This is a genomic window from Nonomuraea sp. ATR24, assembly GCF_041950485.1.
In the GTDB taxonomy this organism is placed as follows: domain Bacteria; phylum Actinomycetota; class Actinomycetes; order Streptosporangiales; family Streptosporangiaceae; genus Nonomuraea; species Nonomuraea ceibae.
Window position 1 is genome coordinate 1 of sequence record NZ_JBGNUU010000037.1, and the last position, 20,155, is coordinate 20,155.

At 73.1% G+C, this 20,155-nt stretch carries 18 protein-coding genes and 1 rRNA gene; 14 read left to right on the forward strand and 5 right to left on the reverse strand.

Annotated elements, in window-relative coordinates; translation table 11 throughout:
• Positions 1–116 (forward strand): 5S ribosomal RNA (gene rrf / locus ACBI99_RS44350).
• A gap of 126 nt (positions 117–242) precedes the next feature.
• Here rrf and ACBI99_RS44355 read toward each other — a convergent pair.
• Both ACBI99_RS44355 and ACBI99_RS44360 read right to left on the reverse strand, forming a co-directional pair.
• Positions 243–989: an SAM-dependent methyltransferase gene (locus ACBI99_RS44355; RefSeq protein WP_375075260.1), complete on the reverse strand. Its 747-nt coding sequence runs from the start codon at positions 987–989 to the stop codon at positions 243–245.
• Between the two features lie 273 nt (positions 990–1,262).
• Positions 1,263–2,858: a hypothetical protein gene (locus ACBI99_RS44360; protein WP_375075261.1), complete on the reverse strand. Its 1,596-nt coding sequence runs from the start codon at positions 2,856–2,858 to the stop codon at positions 1,263–1,265.
• On the opposite strand from ACBI99_RS44360, the gene ACBI99_RS44365 reads away from it, so the two are divergent.
• A complete protein-coding gene (locus ACBI99_RS44365; RefSeq protein WP_375075262.1) occupies positions 2,796–4,025 on the forward strand; it encodes a hypothetical protein in 1,230 nt (409 codons plus the stop codon). The two genes, ACBI99_RS44360 and ACBI99_RS44365, sit on opposite strands and share 63 nt — an antisense overlap.
• A gap of 39 nt (positions 4,026–4,064) precedes the next feature.
• Here the strand turns inward: ACBI99_RS44365 and ACBI99_RS44370 are convergent, their stop codons facing one another.
• A complete protein-coding gene (locus ACBI99_RS44370; protein ID WP_219519529.1) occupies positions 4,065–4,991 on the reverse strand; it encodes an MBL fold metallo-hydrolase in 927 nt (308 codons plus the stop codon).
• A gap of 110 nt (positions 4,992–5,101) precedes the next feature.
• Here ACBI99_RS44370 and ACBI99_RS44375 point away from each other — a divergent pair, with 110 nt between their 5' ends.
• Positions 5,102–5,494, forward strand: a complete 393-nt coding sequence (locus tag ACBI99_RS44375) for a single-stranded DNA-binding protein (protein WP_375075263.1) — start codon at positions 5,102–5,104, stop codon at positions 5,492–5,494.
• A gap of 115 nt (positions 5,495–5,609) precedes the next feature.
• On the opposite strand, the gene ACBI99_RS44380 is transcribed toward ACBI99_RS44375, so the two are convergent.
• Positions 5,610–7,223 (reverse strand): DUF1015 family protein, encoded by a 1,614-nt coding sequence (locus tag ACBI99_RS44380; RefSeq protein WP_375075264.1) that lies wholly within the window; start codon positions 7,221–7,223, stop codon positions 5,610–5,612.
• 111 nt (positions 7,224–7,334) lie between these two features.
• Here ACBI99_RS44380 and ACBI99_RS44385 point away from each other — a divergent pair, with 111 nt between their 5' ends.
• Positions 7,335–7,760: a M48 family metallopeptidase gene (locus ACBI99_RS44385; protein ID WP_219519537.1), complete on the forward strand. Its 426-nt coding sequence runs from the start codon at positions 7,335–7,337 to the stop codon at positions 7,758–7,760.
• Between the two features lie 836 nt (positions 7,761–8,596).
• Positions 8,597–9,568: an HAD-IIA family hydrolase gene (locus ACBI99_RS44390; RefSeq protein WP_375075265.1), complete on the forward strand. Its 972-nt coding sequence runs from the start codon at positions 8,597–8,599 to the stop codon at positions 9,566–9,568.
• A gap of 343 nt (positions 9,569–9,911) precedes the next feature.
• Here ACBI99_RS44390 and ACBI99_RS44395 read toward each other — a convergent pair whose 3' ends face one another.
• Positions 9,912–10,259 (reverse strand): SCP2 sterol-binding domain-containing protein, encoded by a 348-nt coding sequence (locus tag ACBI99_RS44395; protein ID WP_219509895.1) that lies wholly within the window; start codon positions 10,257–10,259, stop codon positions 9,912–9,914.
• A gap of 126 nt (positions 10,260–10,385) precedes the next feature.
• Between ACBI99_RS44395 and ACBI99_RS44400 the strand changes: the two genes are divergently transcribed.
• The 9 genes from ACBI99_RS44400 (at position 10,386) to ACBI99_RS44440 (ending at position 20,018) form a co-directional block, all read left to right on the forward strand.
• A complete protein-coding gene (locus tag ACBI99_RS44400; protein ID WP_219509896.1) occupies positions 10,386–10,544 on the forward strand; it encodes a hypothetical protein in 159 nt (52 codons plus the stop codon).
• A complete protein-coding gene (locus ACBI99_RS44405; protein ID WP_357586626.1) occupies positions 10,541–11,353 on the forward strand; it encodes a TlyA family RNA methyltransferase in 813 nt (270 codons plus the stop codon). Before ACBI99_RS44400 ends, ACBI99_RS44405 begins: the two co-directional genes overlap by 4 nt.
• Positions 11,350–12,261, forward strand: a complete 912-nt coding sequence (locus ACBI99_RS44410) for an NAD kinase (protein ID WP_219509898.1) — start codon at positions 11,350–11,352, stop codon at positions 12,259–12,261. Before ACBI99_RS44405 ends, ACBI99_RS44410 begins: the two co-directional genes overlap by 4 nt.
• A 75-nt stretch (positions 12,262–12,336) precedes the next feature.
• Complete coding sequence (gene recN / locus ACBI99_RS44415; RefSeq protein ID WP_219509899.1) at positions 12,337–14,046, forward strand: DNA repair protein RecN; 1,710 nt, start codon at positions 12,337–12,339, stop codon at positions 14,044–14,046.
• Positions 14,047–14,120: 74 nt separating this feature from the next.
• On the forward strand, positions 14,121–15,317 hold the full coding sequence (gene steA, locus ACBI99_RS44420) for a putative cytokinetic ring protein SteA (protein WP_219509900.1): 1,197 nt from the start codon (positions 14,121–14,123) through the stop codon (positions 15,315–15,317).
• The gene (locus ACBI99_RS44425; RefSeq protein ID WP_375075266.1) at positions 15,314–16,306 is read left to right on the forward strand and encodes a copper transporter; all 993 of its coding nucleotides are present in this window, start codon (positions 15,314–15,316) and stop codon (positions 16,304–16,306) included. Before steA ends, ACBI99_RS44425 begins: the two co-directional genes overlap by 4 nt.
• A gap of 1 nt (position 16,307) precedes the next feature.
• Positions 16,308–17,159, forward strand: a complete 852-nt coding sequence (locus tag ACBI99_RS44430; protein ID WP_357586628.1) for a hypothetical protein — start codon at positions 16,308–16,310, stop codon at positions 17,157–17,159.
• A gap of 70 nt (positions 17,160–17,229) precedes the next feature.
• A complete protein-coding gene (gene murJ, locus ACBI99_RS44435; RefSeq protein WP_375075267.1) occupies positions 17,230–18,828 on the forward strand; it encodes a murein biosynthesis integral membrane protein MurJ in 1,599 nt (532 codons plus the stop codon).
• Between the two features lie 53 nt (positions 18,829–18,881).
• Positions 18,882–20,018: a glycosyltransferase family 4 protein gene (locus ACBI99_RS44440; protein ID WP_357586632.1), complete on the forward strand. Its 1,137-nt coding sequence runs from the start codon at positions 18,882–18,884 to the stop codon at positions 20,016–20,018.
• The last annotated feature ends 137 nt before the right edge of the window (positions 20,019–20,155 follow it).

Genomic DNA, 20,155 nt, shown 5'->3' on the forward strand with positions numbered 1-20,155 from the left:
ACGGCGGTTATGGCGGGAAGGAAACACCCGGTTACATTCCGAACCCGGAAGTTAAGCTTCCCTGCGCCGATGGTACTGCACTCGGGAGGGTGTGGGAGAGTAGGTCACCGCCGGACAATCTTTCAGAAGAAGGCCCCGACAAGCTGATTGTCGGGGCCTTCTTCGCGTTCCAAACTTTTTGCGTTCCAAAAGGGCCTCCGGCACTGCCGGGGGCCCTTTTGGCGTTGTGGAGGACTGCTCTGTCAGACGTTCTTCTGGCGGAGCACGAACACGCCCCAGCCCAGATACTGCCGGCCGTACTCGAGATGGGACCGCCTGGCACGGTTCAGGAAGTCGCGCACGGCGGCGTGATCGGGATCGGCGGGGTTGTCGCGCAGCCAATCGCTCAGCGTCCACCACTGGCTGGCCATGTATCGGTCCCAGTCGTCCTGATTGGAGAGAACCATGTCCAGCAGCTCGAACCCGGCGGCGTCGAACACCTCCTCCGTTTCCGCGAGTGAAGCGAAGCTGCCCATCGGCACCTGCAGGGACTCGTACGCCTTCTCCGGCGGCGGGGAGATCCAGTAGCACTCGCCCACCAGGGCGAGGCCGTCGCGGCGCAGCGGGCGGCGCATGAGGTCCAGCGTGCCGGCCAGGCCGCCGCCGATCCAGGTGGCCCCAACGCAGGACACGATGTCGTACGTTTCTGGAGTGTCCTCATAGGTCCCGGCGTCGGCTTCGACGAAGCGGACGCGGTCGGCCACGTCCAGTTCGTTCACACGGGCTCTGGCGGCGTCCAGGAAGACCTTGCTGATGTCGACGCCCACGCCGTGCAGGCCGTACGTGGCGGACCAGGTGGCGAGCAGCTCGCCCTTGCCGCACGCCAGGTCGAGCTGGCGCGTACCGGGAGTGATGCGGCACATCTCGCCGAGCTGTTGAAGTTTGAGCTCGTTGAGTGGGTTAAGGATGTTGTGGCGGGATTCGGCGATCTCGTGGAAGCGCAAGGACATGCGGAGAGTCTGCCCGGGGGGGCCGCCTGCGTGCGATCGAATATGTGTCGGCCAAGGGACACGGTGTGGCTTGCTACGCTTGAGGGTACCGGGCCACCCCCCACGGGTGGCCTTCGTCGCGTAAGGCCTTCGACAGGCGGCGACCAGCCACGGCGGACCGCCGTACAGGTAGCAAGGGTCCGCTGAGTGAGCCAACGAAATGGACCAGAAGTGAACAGAGATAGCGGATCGGACGGCGGACAGCGCGAGCGCGGCGACTACGGGGAGAGGCGCTCAGACGGAGGCGACAGGAGCGGCGGGCAGGGTTCCCGCGAACGTGACTCCCGGGGCGACCGTCCGTTCCGCGCCGATGCCGATAGATCGCGGTCGTATAGCCGGGACAACCGGGATGACCGTGGCGGCCGTCGTGACGACGGCAGCAGGGGACCGCGCAGTGAGGACCGGCGGCCCTACCAGGACCGCAACTCGGGCGACCGCAGGTCGTGGGACGACCGCGGCCCCCGCCGCCCGTTCAGGGAGGGCGACGACCGGGGTCCGCGGCGTGAGGGCGGGTTCCGCGATGATCGTGGGCCGCGTAGCGACAGTGGTGGTTACCGAGGTTCGCGTGACGCCGGCGAGCGTCGGCCCTACCGCGACCGTGACGATCGCGGTCCGCGTAGCGACAGTGGTGAGCGTCGCCCCTTCCGTGACCGGGATGACCGTGGGCCGCGCAGTGACAGTGGTGAGCGTCGTCCGTTCCGGGATCGGGATGACCGGGGTCCGCGGCGTGAGGGCGGGTTCCGCGACGATCGTGGGCCGCGTAGCGACAGTGGTGGTTACCGGGGTCCGCGTGACGCCGGCGAGCGCCGTCCGTTCCGCGACCGCGATGACCGTGGCCCGCGCAGTGACAGCGGTGAGCGTCGCCCGTTCCGCGATCGGGATGACCGGGGTCCGCGGAGCGACAGTGGCGAGCGTCGTCCCTTCCGGGATCGCGATGACCGTGGTCCCCGTCGCGAGGGTGGATACCAGCGGGATGACCGGGGTCCGCGTCGTGAGGGCGGGTTCCGCGATGACCGTGGGCCGCGTTCCGACAGCGGTGGTTACCGGGGTTCGCGCGATGGCGGCGAGCGCCGTCCGTTCCGCGACCGCGATGACCGTGGCCCGCGCAGTGACAGTGGCGAGCGTCGCCCGTTCCGTGACCGGGATGACCGGGGTCCGCGGAGCGACAGTGGCGAGCGTCGCCCGTTCCGGGATCGCGATGACCGGGGTCCGCGCCGCGAGGGCGGATACCGTGACGATCGTGGGCCGCGTAGCGACAGCGGTGGTTACCGGGGTCCGCGTGACGCCGGCGAGCGCCGTCCGTTCCGCGACCGTGACGACCGTGGCCCGCGTAGCGACAGCGGCGAGCGTCGCCCCTTCCGTGACCGCGATGACCGCGGCCCGCGCAGTGATGCCGGCGAGCGTCGTCCGTTCCGGGACAGGGATGACCGGGGTCCGCGTCGCGAGGGCGGGTTCCGCGACGATCGTGGGCCGCGCAGCGACGGTGGCGGTTACCGGGGCTCGCGCGATGGCGGCGAGCGCCGTCCGTTCCGCGACCGTGACGACCGAGGCCCCCGAAGCGGTGGATACCGGGACGACCGTTCGCGGCCGTTCTCGCGTGACGAGCGGCCGGGCGGCACCCGGGCGCGGTTCGGCAGGCCGGAGGACGAGGCCGGCGCTCCGCAGCGCGAGAGGCTGCCCGAGGTCGAGCCCGACATCACCGCCGACGAGCTCGAGAAGGAAGTACGCGAGGAGCTGCGTTCCCTGCCTGGCGACCTGGCCGAGCTGGTGGGCAGGCACCTCGTCGCCGCCGAGCGGGCGCTCGAGGCGGACGACCCGGACAAGGCTCACGAACACACCAAGGTGGCCCGCCGTTTCGCGGCCCGCATCGGTGTCGTACGGGAGGCCGCCGGCATCGTCGCCTACCGTGCCGGGCACTTCTCGGAGGCGCTGAGCGATCTGCGCGCCGCGAGAAGGATGACCGGTTCGGAGGCGTACCTGCCGGTCATGGCCGACTGCGAACGCGGGATGGGTCGGCCTGAGCGGGCGCTCGACCTCGTACGTTCGCCCGAGGCCGAACGCCTCGACAGGGCCGGGAAGATCGAGCTGAGCATCGTGGAGTCCGGCGCCCGCCGGGACCTCGGCCAGCACGACGCCGCGGTCATCACGCTCCAGCGCCTGCCCGAGCTGCGCGACCCGCAGCCCCGGCCGTGGTCGGCGCGGCTCGCGTTCGCGTACGCCGACGCGCTGGCCGAGGCCGGGCACCAGGAGGCGGCCACCGACTGGTTCGGCCGGGCGATGGCCTTCGACGAGGACGGTGAGACGGACGCCGCCGAGCGGTACGCCGAGCTGACCGGAGCCGTCATCGAGGACGTCGAGGAGGAGTTCGACTACGAGGACGACTTCGACGACGCCGGCGCGGCCTCGGACCAGCCCGAGGAGGACGACTCGCCTGACGACGCCGAGGCGCTCGCCGAGGCCGGCGACCTGCTCGCCACCCCGGAGGCGGAGACGGTCGATGCCGAGCTTGAGCACCTGAGCGAGGCGCCGGACGAGGACGCCGATGCCGGGCAGTCCTCGGCGGAGACGGCCGCCGTCGGCTCTGTCCTGGATGATGCCGATTCCAGGGACGCCGATGAGGCGGCTGACGGGTCGGCCGGTGCCGACCGCGAGACGTCCGAGGAGGCGGCTGCGGCTGCGAGCGCCGAGTCTGCCGACGTGGTCCCGGACGCCGAGCCGTCGCCGGAGCCCCGGGCAGCCGAGGATGACGCGGACTCCCAGGAGCCCGAGTCGAAGCCCGAGGCCCAGGCCCCGAAGCAGGAGGCCCCGAAGGCGGGAACTCGTCAGGCGGAAACCCGCTCGGCGGAGGCTCCGAAGGCGGACGCCGGCTCCGAGCCGGTGAAGTCCGGTGATTCGGCCGCCGTGGCCGGTATCAACCCTGCCTTCATCGAGCCGGACTTCGGTGACGACCTCGACGAGGGCGACGAGGCCGACGAAGCGGCCAAGCGCGACGAGTAACACCTTGTGCGGGTACGGGTCCCGTACCCGCACAAACAATTACGGCGAGACGCGGTCGAGCCAGTGGAGGATGCCCGCGACGTTCGACGGGGCGCCGCTGAGGAGCTCGAAGTGCTCGGCCGTCTCGTCGTCGGCGGCGAGCGCCGTGTAACGCTCCTTGGTGCGGTCGCGGACCATGGCGACGGCGTGGTCGAGGTCCATGCCCTCCGCGTGCGCCTGCCGGGTGAGATCAACCCAGATGCGCAGTTCCTCCGCCGACCTTTCGAGCGTTTCCTGTACCGCGCCGACGGGCCCGTAGTGGCTGAACAGCAGCCGCTGCGGCCCGAGTGCCTCGAACAGCGCGATCGAGTCGAGCGCGGTCTGCAGGTCGAAGTCCGGCGGCGGGGTCGCCGGGCGCAGGTCGCCGGTCTGGGGCAGGTAGACGCCGGCCGCGTCGCCGACATACAGGTCCCCGGTGTACGAGTCGATCAGGCCGACGTGGTGCTTGGCGTGGCCGGGGGAGTAGTGGCTGCTCAGCGTCCTGCCGTTGCCGAGATCGATGGCGCCGGTGTCGCCCAGCGCGACGATGCGCTCGGCCTCGGTGGGGGACAATTCACCGAACAGCGTGTCGAGACGGTCTCCCCACACCATCCGGGCGCTGGCCATCAACCGTGACGGTTCGGCCAGGTGCCGCGCCCCCTTCTCGTGGACGACCACCTGGGCGGACGGGAAGAACCTCGCGATGTCTCCCACTCCGCCCGCGTGATCCAGGTGGATGTGCGTGACCACGACCGTCGCGAGGTCGCCCGGCCCGACGCCGAGCGAGGCCAGCGCGTCACGCACCACGGGCGCGGACGTGGACGTACCGGTCTCCACCAGGCATGGGCGATCGCCCAGGATCAGATAACCGGCCGTGATGCCCGAGTAGCCGGCCATTTTCGTGTCGATCTCATAGACGTCGCCGCCGAGGGCGGTGATGTTGTCCACAGGCAACTCCTGAACCGCGTCCGCTATCCCCAGAACGGCGTTCCAGCCGAACCGGCCTCGTCCTCATCGTAGAGAGTGATCCTCACCCGAACACCAATGGGAGGACGACTGTGGACCGTAACGAGGTCTTGCTGGCGGGCCGGCTGTCGGCGGGTGTCGAGGACCGCGAGCTGCCCAGTGGCGACACGATGACGAAGTGGCGGCTGCTGGTGCGCCGTCGCAGGCACCGGCGCCACGGCACGATGACCGACAGCATCCCGTGCGTCACGTTCGACACCGAGGTGGCCGACCTGGTCCGGAGCCTCAAGCCGCGAGACACGCTGGAGCTCACCGGCGCCTTCCGCTGCCGCATCTTCGGACCGGCGCAGGCCAAGGTCTGGAGCTACGAGGTGGAGGTGTCGTCGGCCAGGGTCATCGAAGCCGACCCCCTGCCCCAGGAGCCTCCCGAGCCGCCGCCACCGACCACTCCGCGCCCCGTGGCGGTCCTCGCCGAGACCGGCTGACCCCGCCACCCGGGTAGGCGGTCGCGGAGCCCATGCGAGCTGGGGGCGCGCATGGGCCACTCGCTCCGTCGTGGACGGCGTGCGAGCACCTCGGGAATGGCGCGACTGCCGGAGGTCAATCGATGGCGAAAGTCCTCAGGACGAGGCCCGTACGGGGCTTGGGGCCGAAGGAGGTGGATTTCCGGGGCACTCGTTCTCCACCGGCCGCGACCGCCAGCACATCATCCACGGCCAGCGGCTTGAGGAGCACGGCGGTGCCACCGGTCTCGACAGCCAGGCGCAGTGCCGCGTACGGGTCATGGTGCACGATCCGCACGGTCTTCTCGTCGTCCTGCAGCCCCCACACCTTGGGCAGCACGAACTGGGTGAGGATGGAGGTGTTCAGAGAGTTCCAGCGGTCCGAGCGGTCGGCGGGCATGGCCAGCGCGAGCTGCACCGGATCGGGATGGGTCAGCAGGTGGACGCCCTCCGCTCCGGCCAGCAGGAAGGCCGGGTTCTCGGCGGCGTCGAGGGCGGCCATGCCCTCTGCCAGATTCCCCTGGTCCTGAACCCGCCACGCGCCCTTGGCACGCGCGGCTGCCTCAGGCAAGGGGAGCCCGGGGATGACGCGGTGGATGGCCTTCAGGTCGGGCGGATACGCACGTGAGTCGACGAGCAGAGCCAGCCCGAAGTCCCACGGCCCGCCGCCGGCCCGACGGCTCAGCGGGGACGCACCGGAGGGAACCTGACTTCCTGCGGGCTGGGGGCGGGTTGCGTGTTCCTGGCGCTGGAGCATGCGGTAGGTGGCGTATCTGTGGTGGCCGTCGGCGATCAGGGCCTGGCGCGCGTGGAGGTCGGCGTTGACGGCATCGATCTCGGCCTCGTCCGTGATGGCCCAGAGGCGGTGCGTCAGGCCGTCTTCCGTATGGGCGGTCACCAGGGGCGGGCGGGTCGCGGCGACCTCGTCCACCAGGGTCGTCGCCGTGCCGGTGGCGCCGTCGTAGAGGAGGAAGATGGGCTCAAGGTTGGCCTGGGTGGTGCTCATCAGGGCGAGGCGGTCCGCGATGGGGCCGGGCATGACGTCCTCGTGGGGCAGGACGATGCCCTGCGCGGGGTCCGCCAGGCAAACGTCCCCGATGAGGCCGCGCTGCACGACGTGTTCGCCGCGCTGCTCGTACACGTAGAGAGCGGGACGGTCGTCGACCATCAGGACACCCGAGGCCAGCCACGCCTGCAACGTGTCGCGCGCCTGGCCATAGCGGGCCGGCGGCGCTTCGCTGCTGCGGGCCTCCGGGGTGACAGCGGCACGTCCGGGCTGTTCCGCGGTTGCGGGACGTCCAGATGGTGGCGCTGCTGCGAGGCGTCCAGGCTGCGGCGCGGCTGCAGGGCGTCCAGATGGTGGCGCTTCTGCGGGGCCTCCGGGCGTGGAGGCGGGCTTTGCGGGCGCATGGCCGTGCGGCTGGGAATGCGCGGGTGGTGTGCGTGGGTTTGCCGGGGTACCGGGGGCGGGAGTGCTCTCGCCGGAGTGGTCAGCGGGAGCCGGCTGGTTGGCGTCTCCCGGGGGCGAGATGGGAAGGATGAGACGGACGACGTTGTAGGGATGGGAGTCCAGCAGCGCGTGGACATCACCGTCCGAGATCAGGTCGTACGGCGGGGAGGTCACCTTGGCGGGATCGTCGACGGCGAATCGTACGCCCCGGAAGGGGCGCAGTTCGAGACCATCCGGTATCGGCAGTTCGGAATTCCCCATACCGGGCATGCTGTCATAGACGTCCGTGTCTTTCCGTGGTCGCCCCGACGCTCCGCCGGTGCCCGATTCCCCAGCGAACCCGTCGATTGCCGATGAAGGAGAGCTCACGCAATGGTCCAAGGTGAAAACCCTCACGAAGATTCCCCGACGGGCGCTCCGAGGGGTGACGTTTACGACTGGTACCAGCGTGGAGTGAAGTTGCTCAAGGAAGGCAGCCCGGCGGCCGCGGCCGCGCTGCTGGAACGGGCGGCCGGCGCCGAGCCGGACTCCCGCAGCATCAGGGAGGCGCTGGCCAGGGCCCAGTTCAACTCGCGGCAGTACGCGGAGGCGGCCGACAGCTTCCGGCGGATCGTCGACGCCAACCCCGCGGAGGACTACGCGTACTTCGGGCTCGGCCTGTCGTTGTGGCGCACCGGTGACATCGAGGGAGCGCAGGAGCCGCTCGCGATCGCCGTGGCGATGCGGCCCGATGAGGGGCACTACGTGTCGGCGTTGAAGAGCGTACGGGCGACCCTCCGCGCCCGACGGGAGATGTGACCCCGCCGCCAAGGCGGCCCATACGTCTGCGTCCCACCTCACCCTGCCTACTGCCACCGACGCCAACGAGCAGATGGACGTACGTGGACAGGGCGGGGCGACCAGTGAGCGGCGAGGGGCGACGTCGCTGAGAGAACGGCGCATGTTGCAAGGACGCCTACCCCGGCGGTGCTGAGCGGCGGCGAATGACGCTGGGGGCCCGGTGACCGGGGGGCGCGCGTGAGCCCACGATGGGCTGGCGTGTGCGGGCGAGCCTGCGTGAGGGTCGCGCTCGCAGTCGGGGGAGGACGCGTAGCCGGGAGGGACGCGTAGCCGGGAGGAGGGCGTGGCCGGGGAACGGGGTGTCGGCTGTCGTGGGCCGTGTGGCGGCCTGCTGAGCCCGGGGCAGAGGGGCGGCCGGTCGGGCGAGGGCAGGCCGATGGCCGGGGGCTACGCGAGCGCACGCGGTCACGCCCCCGGTGGCCGGTTGTTCAAGGGGCAGGCTCGGGGCTGGTAAGCCCGTCGAGGGCGGACCGGGCGGACCGGGCGATGGGGCGAGTCGAGCGGATCGGGTGGACCCGGGTGGACCGGGCGATGGGGGAGAGTCGGGCGGATGGGGCGGTCAGGCGGGGATGGGCCAGCCGGTCGGGCAGTGGTAGTCGGTGGGGCCCGGGGGCGGTCTTGGGGCAGACGGGGCGATCGGGCATGGGGGAGGGCCGGGCTTCGGCAGCGGGGAGGTCGGGCACCGGGGTGGTCCGGCTTCGGCAGCGTGGGGGGCGGGGGTGGGGCATCAGGGCGGGAGTTGGGGCGCGGTTAGAGTCTCACGGGATGTGGGTGGGCTAGGGGAATGAGGCATTGTGCTGATCGACGGCTATGACACCCTGCTGCTTGACCTTGACGGCGTTGTCTATCTGGGGCGGTACGCGGTGCCCGGGGCGCCGGAGGCGTTGGAGCAGGCTCGGCGGCGCGGGGCGCGGCTGGCGTACGTGACGAACAACGCCTCGCGGACGCCCGCCGCCATCGCGACGCATCTGCGGGAGCTGGGGGTGCCCGCTGAGGCGACGGACGTCGTCACGTCGGCGCAGGCGGCGGCGCGGGTGGTGGCCGAGCGGGTGCCCGCCGGGTCGAACGTGCTCGTGGTGGGCGGGTCGGGGCTGCGGCTGGCCGTACGGGATCGGGGGCTGAGGCCGGTGACCACGGCGGCGTCGGAGCCTGCGGCGGTGGTGCAGGGGATCGCGCCCGGGTTGTCGTACGAGCTGCTGTCGGAGGGGGCGCTGGCGGTGCGGCGGGGGGCGTTGTTCGTGGCGTCCAACGGGGACGCCACCATGCCGACCGGGCGAGGGGAGCAGCCGGGGAACGGGGCGATGGTACGGGTGATCGCGCATGCGACCGGGGTTGAGCCGGTCTATGCGGGTAAGCCTGATCCGCCGTTGCATCGGGAGTCGGTGATCCGTACAGGGGCGCGGCGGCCGCTGGTCGTGGGGGACCGGCTCGACACCGACATTGAGGGCGCGGTGAACGCGGGCGTGGACGGGCTGCTGGTGCTGACGGGGGTGGCAAGGCCGGTCGACCTGCTCACGGCAGCGCCGCGGCATCGGCCGACCTACGTGGGCGAGGACCTGGGGGCGTTGCTGGAGCCGTATCCGCCGGTGCGCGACGGGGAGTGCGGCGGGTGGCGGGCGCGATGGGCCGGAGGGGCGCTGCGGCTCGACGGTGGCGGGAGCCGGATCGACGGGCTGCGGGCGGCGTGCGACGCCGTGTGGGCGGCCGTCGGCGACGGCCGCGCCGAGGAGGATGCGGTCAAGGAGGCTCTCGACCGCATCGGCTGACGCAGGGGCACACGAACCGCGGGCACGCCAGGGCGGGTCAACCAGCGTGGGCGCTCTGAGCCGGCTCACCAGAGGGTGCTCAGAGCGCCCACCAGGGCGGGGGCTCAGAGCGGGCCTACCAGGGCGGGCCTACCAGGGCGGGTGGGTCTGAGCGCGCGCGGTCGGCGCAGGACCGGGTCGGCGCAGGACCGGGTCGGCGCAGGCCGGGCCAGGTCCTGCGGGACGGGTCCTGCGGGGCGGGGCGAGGGCCAGGTCCTGCGGGACCTGCGGGTCTGGGCCGGCGGGTCAGGTCCTGCGGGACAGAGCCTGGCGGTCAAGGCGGGGGCAAGTGGGGGTGGCGGGGTCAGAGGAGGCGGCGGAGGCGCAGGAGGTCGCCGAAGCTGGCGTCGATCTTGACGCGGCCGCCCAGCAGCGCGCGGGCCAGGTCGAGCTCCCCGTCGACCAGCGCGATGAGGTCGTCGGACACGATCGTCAGCTTGACCTCGGCCGGTTTGCCGTTCGCGGGCGGCTCCTCGGTGAACGGGTCGAGGCCGCCGTGGTGGAGCCGGCCGTGGAAGGTGACGTCGAGGTCGGACACCCGGCAGCTGACCGTGCGCTCGACCACGTGCTTGGCCCGGTCCTGCTCGTCGATCTCGTCGAACTGGGCGACGAGCTTGACCAGCGCCTCCCGGCACTCCTCGACGCTTGCCATGATCCGCCTTCCTTTCCTTGTCTTCAGGGTCCGTAGCGTTCCACATCGGAGCACCCGTATGACCCTCCAACGTGTGACACGCCCGCCAAGGTGCCGGGCGCTCGCCCGAGGCGTTACCGTCGAGTCATGAGTGAGCTGCCAGAGGCAACCGGCGACGAGCGGGTCGACGCGGTCCTCGCGGATCTGGGCCGCCTGGCCGGGCTGCCGGTGGGCGAGCACGTGGCGGTGTTCGAGGAGGCGTTCTCCGGGCTGGAGGCCGCCCTCGGCGCCGTGGAGGCGCGGTGAGCCGCAGGGTCCGGCTCGACACCGAGCTGGTGCGGCGCGGGCTGGCGCGTTCGCGGGAGCAGGCGGCCCAGCTGATCGAGGCGGGCCGAGTCGCCGTCGGAGGCCAGCGGGCCGGCAAGCCCGCCACCCAGGTCGACACCGCCTCGGCCATCGTCGTCGCCGAGTCGCCCGGCGGGCCTGATTACGTCTCGCGCGGCGCGCACAAGCTGCTCGGGGCGCTGGAGGCGTTCCCCGAGCTGGACGTGACGGGGCGGCGCTGCCTGGACGCGGGCGCGTCCACGGGCGGGTTCACCGACGTGCTGCTGCGCCGCGGCGCCGCGCACGTGGTCGCCGTCGACGTCGGCTACGGGCAGCTCGCCTGGTCGCTGCGCAGCGACGAGCGGGTCACGGTGATGGAGCGGCTCAACGTGCGCGACCTCACGCCGGGCATGGTCGGTGAGGCGCCCACGCTGGTCGTCGGCGACCTGTCGTTCATCTCGCTGCGGCTCGTGCTGCCCGCGCTGGCCGAGGTCGCCGCGCCGCGCGCCGACTTCGTCATGCTGGTCAAGCCGCAGTTCGAGGTGGGCAAGGAGCTCGTGGGGGCCGGTGGCGTGGTGCGTGACCCGGAGCTGCGGGCGGGAGCGGTGCGGCAGGCCGCCGCGAAGGCCGGTGAGCTGGGGCTGGCGGTGCGCGGCGTGACCGCGAGCCCGCTGCCGGGCCCGTCGGGCAATGTCGAATACCTGCTGTGGCTGGGCAAGGGCGAAGGGGCGCCGCCGGTCGCCGACCTGGAGTCCGAGATCCGGCGCGCCGTGGCGGAGGGGCCCCAATGAGCCGGGCAGCGAGCCGGACCGTCCTGGTCACCGCGCACACCGGGCGGGAGGCCGCCGTGGAGAGCGCCAGGCTGGTCATCGGGCGGCTGGTGGCGGCCGGGCTGAGCGTCCGGGTGCTCGACGGCGAGGCCGCCGACATCGGCTGCGGCGGCGTCGACGTCGTGCCCGCCGAGCCGGGCGCGGCCAAGGACGCCGAGGTGATGATCGTGCTCGGCGGCGACGGGTCGCTGCTGCGCTCGGCCGAGCTGGCCAGGCCCGCCGGCACCCCGCTGCTCGGCGTCAACCTGGGCCACGTCGGCTTCCTGGCGGAGGCCGAGGTCGCCGACCTGGCCGCCGCCGTCGACAGCGTGGTCGCGGGCCGCTACGACGTCGAGGAGCGCATGACGATCGACGTGCTGGCCCGGCAGAACGGCCGCGTCATCGCCGACACGTGGGCGCTCAACGAGGTCACCGTCGAGAAGCGGGAGCGGATGCTGGAGGTGGTCGCCGAGATCGACGGGCGGCCGCTGTCGCGCTGGGGCTGCGACGGCGTGATCTGCGCCACGCCGACCGGCTCCACCGCCTACGCCTTCTCCGCCGGCGGCCCGGTGGTGTGGCCGGAGGTGGAGGCGCTGCTCATGGTGCCGATCAGCGCGCACGCCCTGTTCGCGCGCCCGCTGGTGGTCTCGCCGCGCTCGACGCTCGCCGTCGAGATCCTGCCCGACACACCCGTCGGGGTCCTGTGGTGCGACGGGCGCCGCCATTTCGACCTTCCCGCCGGCACCCGCGTGGAGGTGCGGCGCGGCAGCGAGCCGGTACGGCTGGCCCGGCTGCACGGTGTGGAGAGCACCGGGGCGCCGTTCACCGACAGGCTGGTCGCCAAGTTCGAACTACCCGTCCAGGGGTGGCGCGGAAGGGTGCGACCCTGAGTGAATGGGGACGCGAACGCGTAGGATCGCATCCGCACGAGTGTTCGGAAAGCACGTAAGTGACGGGAGTGGGCAGTGCGACCAAGGGTCGAGGAGGTCCGCATCCAGGGGCTCGGCGTCATCGACGAGGCCGTGCTGGAGCTTTCGCCGGGCTTCAACGTGGTCACCGGCGAGACCGGCGCGGGCAAGACGATGGTCGTCACGGGTCTCGGGCTGCTGTTCGGCGGCCGGGCCGACCCCTCCCGGATCCGCCCCGGCGCCGACAAGGCCAGCGTCGAGGGCACGCTCGTCATCGACCCGGGCGGCCGGGTCGCCCAGCAGGTCGAGGACATCGGCGGCCAGGTCGACGACGGCGAGCTGATCATCTCCCGCACCGTCTCGGCCGAGGGCAGGTCGCGCGCCTGGCTCGGCGGCCGCACGGTGCCCGTCGGCACCCTGACCTACCTGGCCGACGACCTGGTGGCGGTGCACGGTCAGATGGACCAGCAGCGGCTGCTGCAGCCCGCCAGGCAGCGCGCCGCGCTCGACCGCTATGCCGGCAACGACCTGGTCAAGCCGCTGCGCGCGTACGCGCAGGCGTACAAGAGGCACAAGCAGGTGGCGGCGCTGCTGGAGGAGCTGACCACGCGCGCCCGGGAGCGGGCGCAGGAGGCCGACCTGCTCAGGTTCGGGCTGGAGGAGATCGAGAAGGTCGACCCGAAGGCCGGTGAGGACGCCGACCTGCGCGGCGAGGAGGAGCGGCTGTCGCACGCCGACGCGCTGCGCGGCGCGGCGACCACCGCGCACTCGGCGCTGCTCGGCGACCCGATGGAGGCCGCGGGCGGCGCGCGTGACGTGATCTCGCTGCTGGGCGAGGCGCGGGCGGCCGTCGACGCGGTGCGCGACTTCGACAGCCAGCTCGCCGGGATGGCCGACCGGCTGGCCGAGGCGGGCTACCTGATCTCCGACGTGGCCACCGACCTGGCCGCCTACGCCGAGTCGATCGAGGCCGACCCGGCCCGGCTGGCGGCCGTCCAGGAGCGGCGCTCCGCGCTGACCGGGCTGATCCGCAAGTACGGCGAGGACAGCGCCGGCGTGCTGGCCTGGGCGCAGCGCTCGGCCGCCCGGCTGGCCGAGCTGGAGGGCGACGACGAGCGCATCGGGGAGCTCACCCGCGAGCTGGAGGAGCTCACCGCGCGCCTCACCGACCTGGCCGCCGAGCTGACCAAGGTGCGCCAGGCCGCCGCCGAGCGGTTCGGCGCGGCCGTCACCGAGGAGCTGACCGCGCTGGCCATGCCGCACGCCCGGGTCGTCGTCCAGCTCTCCCGGGCCGCCGAGTTCGGCCCTGAGGGCGTCGACGAGGTCGAGCTGCGCATGGCCGCCCACCCGGCCGCGCCGCCGCTGCCGCTCAACAAGGGCGCCTCCGGCGGTGAGCTGAGCCGGGTCATGCTCGCCATCGAGGTGGTGTTCGCCGGCGCCGACCCGGTGCCGACGTTCGTCTTCGACGAGGTCGACGCGGGCGTGGGCGGCAAGGCCGCCGTCGAGATCGGCCGCCGCCTGGCCCGGCTGGCGCGCACCGCGCAGGTGATTGTGGTCACACATCTGCCCCAGGTCGCGGCCTTCGCCGACCAGCATCTGGTGGTCGAGAAGGCCAGCGACGGCAGTGTCGTGCGCAGCGGCGTGGTCACCCTCAACCACGAGGGCAGGGTGCGCGAGCTGTCGCGGATGCTCGCCGGACTGGAGGATTCCGAGCTGGGCAGGGCACACGCGGAGGAGCTGCTGGGACTGGCCGCCGCCGACAGGTGATCCTGGGTGACATAGCGGACACGCCCCGCAGTGCGTGACCTCCCACGTGTTTCCCTCTGGCAGGATGGTCACTGATGAAGGTTCCGGGGAACAAGATGCCGGGCCTCCGCGGAAGGAAGGTCAACGACCTTCCCGGTGTCACGGGTGTGGCGAGGATCGACCGGCGGACCAAGAGGCTCACCAAGCGCCTCAAGCCAGGCGAGATCGCCATCATCGACCATGTCGACGTGGACCGGGTCAGCGCGGAGGCACTGGTGGCGTGCGAAGCCGCGGCCGTGGTCAACGTGGCCGCGGGCATCAGCGGGCGCTACCCCAACCTCGGACCGAAGATCATCCTTGAGGCCGGCATCCCGTTCGTCGACAACGCCAGCCACGAGCTGTTCGAGCGCGTCAAGGACGGCGACGTCGTCCGGCTGCACGAGGGCGTCATCCACCTCGACGACGAGGTCGTCGGCAAGGGCGACGAGCAGCACATGGAGGCCGTCGAGGCGGCCATGGCCGAGGCCCGCGCCGGGCTGGCCGTGCAGATCGAGGCGTTCGCCGTCAACACGATGGAGTACGTGCGCGGCGAGGGCAAGCTGCTCATCGAGGGCGTCGGCGTGCCCGAGATCCGCACCCCCATCGAGGGCAGGCACGCCCTCATCGTGGTGCGCGGCTACCACTACAAGGAAGACATCGCCACCCTGCGCCCCTACCTGCGCGAATACCGCCCGGTGCTGATCGGCGTCGACGGCGGCGCCGACGCGCTGCTGGAGGCCGGCTACCTGCCCGACATCATCGTGGGCGACTTCGACTCCGTCTCGGCCAAGGCCCTCACCTGCGGCGCCGAGCTCGTCGTGCACGCCTACCGCGACGGCCGCGCGCCCGGCCTGGAACGGGTCCGCCAGCTCGGCCGCGACGCGGTGATCTTCCCGTCGACGGGCACCAGCGAGGACATCGCCATGCTCATGGCCGACGACAAGGGCGCCTCGCTCATCGTCGCTGTCGGAACCCACGGCACGCTGGAGGAGTTCCTCGACAAGGGGCGCTCCGGCATGGCCAGCACCTTCCTTACCCGGTTGCGCGTCGGCAGCAAGCTCGTCGACGCCAAGGGCGTCAGCCGCCTCTACCGCAGCCGCATCTCCACCCCGCAGCTGCTGCTGCTGGCGATCACCGCGCTGATCACGATGGGTGTCGCCCTGTCGTTCTCCCCGCTCGGCCAGACCTGGCTGAACGGGCTGCAAGACTTCTGGAACGCGTTCATCTTCTGGTTGGTCGGGCTCTTCTCGTGATCGATTTCCGTTATCACCTCGTCTCCATCGTCGCCATCTTCCTGGCGCTGGCCGTGGGCATCGTCATGGGCACCACGCTGCTCCAGGACCCCGCGATCAGATCGGCCGAGGAGCTCACCCGCCAGCTCACCGCCGACAAGCAGGAGCAGCGCGGCCAGATCGACGACCTGCGCAGCCGGGAGCAGGCGGGCGACGCGTTCGTCACCACGCTCACGCCCAAGCTCGTCGCCGGTGAGCTCACCGGCGAGGAGGTGCTGCTCGTGGAGGCGCCCGGAGCGGGCGCGGCGCAGCGCGAGGCCACCCAGGAGGTGCTGACCGACGCGGGCGCGACCATCACCGGCAGGCTCTCGCTGACGGAGAAGTTCTTCGACCCCAAGAGCGGCGGCGTCCTCGACGGCCTGGCCGGGCAGCTCAAGCCGGCCGAGATGACCTTCCCCACGCCCGCCACCGCCTACGAGAAGGCCGCCACCCTGCTGGCCGCCACCGTGACCACCACCGACCCGGCCGTCGCTGGCACCCCCAACGCGGCCACCGCCTCGGTGCTCGGCGGGCTGGAGACCGGCGGGTTCGTCAACCTCGACGGCGACCCGGCCAAGCGGGCCACGCTCGTCGTCATGTTCGCCCCGGACGTCCCGTACGAGGGCGAGAACGCCGAGACGCAGGCCGCCGCGTTCGTGGCGCTGGCCTCCGGGCTCGACGCGGGCGGCCGAGGCCTGGTCGTGGCGGGCACCGTCCCCGCCACCGGGCCCGGCGGCGCCGTCACCGCCGTGCGCGACAGCACCGAGGTGGCCAAGCGCGTCTCCACCGTCGACAGCGCCGATATCCCGGCGGGCCGCGTCGTGATCGTCTACGCTCTGCGGGAGCAACTGGCCGGGGCCGCCGGGCAGTACGGCATCGGCACCGGGATCACCGCGTTCCAGCCGGTGGTGCCGAGCCCGGCGCCGACCACGCCCCAGCCGACCCCGTCGTCCTCCGACTCAGGGAGCTGACATGGCCCGCAGCCTGCTCTACGCCGTCGCCGGCGCCGCGATCGGCGCCGCCGCCGCCCGCGCCGCCTACACCGCGTTCACCCGGGCGCGCGGCGTCGACCCGGGCAGCCGCTGGACCCGTAAGAACCACCGGGGCGAGGCTGTCACGCTGCTCGAAGGGCCCGCGTTCGTGGCCGGCGCGGGAGCTGCCGCCGCGCTCGCGCCCGGCCTGCCGCCCCGGGTACGGGCGGCCGCGCTGCTCGCCGGGGCGGGCAGCGGCGCGCTCGGCGCCTACGACGATCTCTACGGCACCACCTCCTCCAAGGGCTTCAAGGGCCACCTGACCGCGCTGGCCCGCGGCGAGGTCACCAGCGGCGCCGTCAAGATCCTCGGCATCGGCGCGACCGGGCTCGGCGCCGCCGCGCTCGTCTCCCGCGGCCCGGCCGACACGCTCGTCAACGGCGCCGCCATCGCGGGCGCCGCCAACCTGGCCAACCTGTTCGACCTGCGGCCCGGCCGCGCCATCAAGGTCGGCCTGCTCACCGGCGGCCCTCTCCTGGTCAGCGCGGTCGCGGGCGGCTCACCGGCGACCGCCGCGCTGGCCGCCGTGCCGCTGGGCGCCGCCGCCGCGCTGCTGCCCGACGACCTCGGAGAGCGCGCCATGCTCGGCGACGCCGGGGCCAACGCGCTCGGCGCGCTGCTCGGCCTGGCCGCCGTCACCCGGCTCGGCCGCCCCGGCAGGCTCGTCCTGCTCGGCACCGTCGCCGCGCTCACCGCCGCCTCCGAGAAGATCAGCTTCACCAAGGTCATCGCGGGCAACCCGGTGCTCAACCGGCTCGACCTGCTCGGCCGCCGCCCCGCCGACGCCGTCTGAGAGACCGCGTGACGCGCCTGTCCGTACGGCCTGCCATGATGTCCGGAATGACCGGAGAGGCGGGCAGGGCGTGACCCCACGGCTGGCGCGCGGCGTGGCCGGAGGCGCGCTGCTCATCGCGGTGATCACCGTGCTGGCGCGCGTCGCGGGCTTCGCCAAGCAGTACGCCCTGGCCCAGACCGTCGGCACCAACTGCCTGACCAGCGCCTACTTCACCGCCAACCAGATCCCCAACATCGTCTTCGAGGTGGTCGTCGGCGGCGCCCTGGCCGGGGCGGTCGTGCCGGTGCTCGCCGAACCCGCCGCCACGGGCGACCGCGAGCGGGCCGGGCGGATCGGCTCGGCGCTGCTGACGTGGAGCCTGGTCGTGCTCGTCCCCGTGGCGGTGCTGACCGCGCTGCTGGCGGGGCCGATCATGGGGCTGTTCGGCGGCGGCGACTGCGAGATGCACGCGGTCGCCACCCGGATGCTGGTCGTCTTCGCGCCGCAGATCCCGCTCTACGGCGTGGTCGTCGTGCTCTACGGCGTGCTGCAGGCGCACCACCGCTTCACCGGGCCCGCCGTGGCGCCGCTCGTGTCGAGCCTCGTGGTCATCGTGGCGTACCTGCTGTTCGTGCCGCTCAGCGACGGCCGGGCCGGAAGCGCCGAGGTGCCGCTCGCGGCGGAGCTCGCGCTGTCCGTCGGCACCAGCCTCGGTGTGCTGGCGCTCGTGCTCACCGTCGCCGGGCCGGTGGCGGGGCTCGGGCTGCGGTGGCGGCCCGCGTTCCGCTTCCCCGGCGGGGTGGCCGTGCGGGTGCGGCGGCTGGCGCTGGCGGGCATCGCGGCGCTGCTCGCCCAGCAGGCGGCCATGGCCGGGGTGCTGGCGCTGTCCAACAACGTGATCGGCGGCGGGGCGCTGGCCGTCTACAACTACGCGTGGGCGATCTACCTGGTGCCGTACGCGGTGCTCGCCGTGCCCATCGCCACCAGCGCCTTCCCCCTGCTGTCGGCCGTGGAGGGGGACCGGGCGGCGTTCGCGGAGCTCGCCGCCCGCACGACCCGGGCCGTCGTGCTCGTGTCCGGGGTGGCGGCCGGGGTGCTCGCGGCGGCGTCCGGGCCGGGGGCCGTGGTGTTCCTGGGGGACAAGTCGACCGTGTCGTCGCCGGTGGAGCTGGCGCGGGCCGTCGCGCTGTTCGCGCCGGGGCTGATCGGCTACGGGCTGATCGCGCACCTCAGCCGGGTGCTGTACGCCGCCGGGCGCGGGCGGGCGGTCGCGGCCGGGACGGTGGCCGGGTGGGGCGTGGTGATCGTGGCCCAGACCGTGTTCGCGCTGGCGTTCCCGCGCGAGTGGCAGGTGGCGGGGCTGGCGCTGGGGATGAGCGCGGGCATGACCGCCGGCGGGGCGCTGCTGCTGGCGTCCGTCGTACGGGCGCGGGGGGCCGCGGCGATCGCCGGGCTGGGCCGGGCCGGGGCGGCGGCGCTCGCCGGGGGTGGGGCTGGGTTCGTGGCGGGCGGCTGGCTCGCCGGGCTGTTCAGCGGGGCCGGGACGTGGGGGAGCGTGGCGGGCACGCTGCTGGCGGCCGTGGTGGCGCTGGCGGCGGGCGTGGGCGTCGTGGCGCTCGTGGACCGCGCCGACGCCGCCGCCGTGGCCGCGCTGCTGCGCCGCCGAGGCGGGCCGGCGGGTGGATGAGGTGGATGGTCCGGGTGGATGAGGTGGGCGGGCGAGTGAGCGGAGGAGCGGCTGTGCGGGTGGCGTTCGTGCTGGGGACCACGTCCGGCGGGACCGGGCGGCACGTGGCGATGCTGGCCCGGGGCCTGGTGCGGCGCGGGCACCGGGTGCTGGTGGTGGCGCCGCGCGAGGTCGGGGAGGGGTTCGCGTTCCGGGAGGCGGGGGCGCGGCTCGCGGAGGTGGAGGTCACCGACCGGCCCAGGCCGCTCGCCGACGCGCGGGCGGTGCTCGCCGCCGGGCGGCTGACCCGGGGCGCGGACGTCGTGCACGCCCACGGCCTGCGCGCCGGGGCCCTGGCCGGGCTCGGGCTCACCCTGGCCGGGCTCGGGCTCACCCTGGCCGGGCTCGGGCGCGTCCCGTCCCGGGGCCGGACGCGGCCACGGCTGGTGGTGACGCTGCACAACGCGCTCACCGCGGGCGGGACGGTCGGCCTGGTGTACGGGGTGCTGGAGCGGATCGTGGCGCGGCTGGCCGACCGCGTGCTGGTCGTCTCGCCCGACCTCGGGGAACGGATGCGGGCCCTGGGCGCGCGTGACGTGCGGGCCGCGGTGGTGCCCGCGCCGGTGCCACGCCCCGCCGGGCGGCCCGCCGCCGAGGTTCGCGCCGAGCTGGGGGCCGGGGAGCGGCCCGTCGTGCTCACCATCGCCAGGCTCGCCCAGCAGAAGGGGCTGGAGACCCTGCTCGACGCCGCCGCCGGGCCGTGGCCGGGGCCGGAGCCGCTGTTCGCGATCGCCGGGGAGGGCCCGCTGCGCGAGACGCTGCAGCGCCGGATCGACCGCGACGGGCTGCCCGTGGTGCTGCTGGGCAACCGGGACGACGTGCCCGACCTGCTGGCCGCCGCCGCCGTGGCCGTGTGGCCCAGCCGGTGGGAGGGGCAGCCGCTCAGCCTCAGCGAGACCCTCATGGCCGGCCGCCCGGTGGTCGCCACGGCCGTCGGCGGCATCCCCGAGCTCGTCGGCGACGCCGGTGCGCTCGTGCCCTACGGTGACGTGCCCGCCCTGCGCGCGGCCGTACAGGAAGTGATCGCCGATCCTGAGAAGGCGGCCGGACGGGCCGCGGCGGCGGCCCGGCGTGGCGCCGAGCTGCCGGACGAGGACGACGCCGTGCGGGCGGTGCTGGACGCCTACGGTTCGTCAACATCATCCGGATGATTAGGTGAGGCTTTCGCGTTCTCGTATACTGCGTGCGTTAAGGGAGGGGAGTATCCCTTCGCGGCAGCCTCGTCATCACGGTGCAGTCCCGCTCCATGGGGCCCCCGGGGCTGCCGGTCCGCCATGCCCAGCGGGCG

What these genes read in the sequence shown, in the direction of transcription:
- ACBI99_RS44395 (WP_219509895.1), bottom strand. Translation starts at nt 10,259, where the DNA reads ATGGCAAGCGTCGAGGAGTGCCGGGAGGCGCTGGTCAAGCTCGTCGCC.
- ACBI99_RS44380 (WP_375075264.1), bottom strand. Translation starts at nt 7,223, where the DNA reads ATGGGGAATTCCGAACTGCCGATACCGGATGGTCTCGAACTGCGCCCC.
- ACBI99_RS44410 (WP_219509898.1), top strand. Translation starts at nt 11,350, where the DNA reads ATGAGCCGGGCAGCGAGCCGGACCGTCCTGGTCACCGCGCACACCGGG.
- ACBI99_RS44385 (WP_219519537.1), top strand. Translation starts at nt 7,335, where the DNA reads ATGGTCCAAGGTGAAAACCCTCACGAAGATTCCCCGACGGGCGCTCCG.
- ACBI99_RS44355 (WP_375075260.1), bottom strand. Translation starts at nt 989, where the DNA reads ATGTCCTTGCGCTTCCACGAGATCGCCGAATCCCGCCACAACATCCTT.
- ACBI99_RS44400 (WP_219509896.1), top strand. Translation starts at nt 10,386, where the DNA reads ATGAGTGAGCTGCCAGAGGCAACCGGCGACGAGCGGGTCGACGCGGTC.
- steA (WP_219509900.1), top strand. Translation starts at nt 14,121, where the DNA reads ATGAAGGTTCCGGGGAACAAGATGCCGGGCCTCCGCGGAAGGAAGGTC.
- ACBI99_RS44430 (WP_357586628.1), top strand. Translation starts at nt 16,308, where the DNA reads ATGGCCCGCAGCCTGCTCTACGCCGTCGCCGGCGCCGCGATCGGCGCC.